1 protein-coding gene and 1 pseudogene are annotated in these 1,200 nt (G+C 30.3%); both read right to left on the reverse strand.

What is annotated here, in order from left to right:
* Positions 1–563, reverse strand: a pseudogene (locus HMPREF0216_RS17670) (IS256 family transposase); the annotation flags it as partial.
* Complete coding sequence (locus HMPREF0216_RS17675) at positions 553–1,092, reverse strand: IS256 family transposase (protein ID WP_005213000.1); 540 nt, start codon at positions 1,090–1,092, stop codon at positions 553–555. The gene HMPREF0216_RS17675 and the pseudogene HMPREF0216_RS17670, both read right to left, overlap by 11 nt.
* Positions 1,093–1,200 lie beyond the last annotated feature (108 nt).

Genomic DNA, 1,200 nt, shown 5'->3' on the forward strand with positions numbered 1-1,200 from the left:
AATATAGTTCTAGATTTAGTATACTTACGTACCTGTCTATTGAATCCTTCAAGTGCATTAGTTGTATAGATCATTTTTCTTATTCTAGGCGAGAAATCAAAGAAAGTAGATAAGTTATTCCAGTTGTTATACCATGAATCTATAACCATTCCATAACTATTTTTCCCCAAGTTTCTTTTAGTTTGTCTAGCTGCGCTAACGCAAATTCTTCAGTAGGAGCTTTATAAACTTCTTTTAAATCTTTCATAAATGATTTTTTATCTTGAAGCTATGTATTTTATAGAATTTCTTATTTGATGAACAATACATGTTTGTATATTAGCTGATGGAAATACGGTCTGAATAGCTTGTGGTAGCCCTTTAAGTCCGTCCATACAAGCAATTAAGATTTCTTTTACACCTCTATTTTTTAAGTCATTGCAAATACCTAGCCAAAACTTAGCTCCTTCGGCTTCATCAACCCATAGTCCAAGAATATCTTTATATCCTTCCATCGTATATCCTAAACAAATATATACAGCTTTATTAACTATTTTTCCGTTGCTTCTAACCTTAAAGTACATAGCATCTAAGTAAACTATTTGGATATATTTTATCTAACATTCTATTTTGCCATTCGGTAGCGGTAGCTATTACTTTATCTGTTATTTTAGAAACCATTGATGGTGAGATTGTTATTCCATATAAATCTTCTATTTCAGCCTGAATGTCGCTAGTAGTCATACCTTTAGCATAAAGAGAAATTATTTTTTTATCTAATTCATTACAAACAGTTTCATATTTCTTTACTATTTGAGGCTCAAATTCAGACTTTCTATCCCTTGGTATATCGAGATCAACATCTCCAAATGAACTTCTTAGATTTTTTTGGCTATATCCATTTCTATAATTTCTTTCGCCAGGATCAATATTGCTTTGACGTTGGTATTTATCTCTACCAAGATGTTCATCCATTTCTGCTTCAAGTATATTTTCTAGTACATCCTTAACTAACCTTTGAACTAATCCGTTCTTTCCAAGAACGTCATCGATTGTTTTACACTTTTTTATCTCTGAATTGTAATCAAAATTGATATCATTTTTTCTTGCCATAGAAAATCCTCCTAAAATTTATATAGTATATTATTCCAAATCTACCAACTAATCATACAAAAAAGAGTAGATAGATTTGTTTTTTACACAAATCTATCTGCTCTTCCT

It is taken from the genome of Clostridium celatum DSM 1785 (assembly GCF_000320405.1).
Classification (GTDB): domain Bacteria; phylum Bacillota; class Clostridia; order Clostridiales; family Clostridiaceae; genus Clostridium; species Clostridium celatum.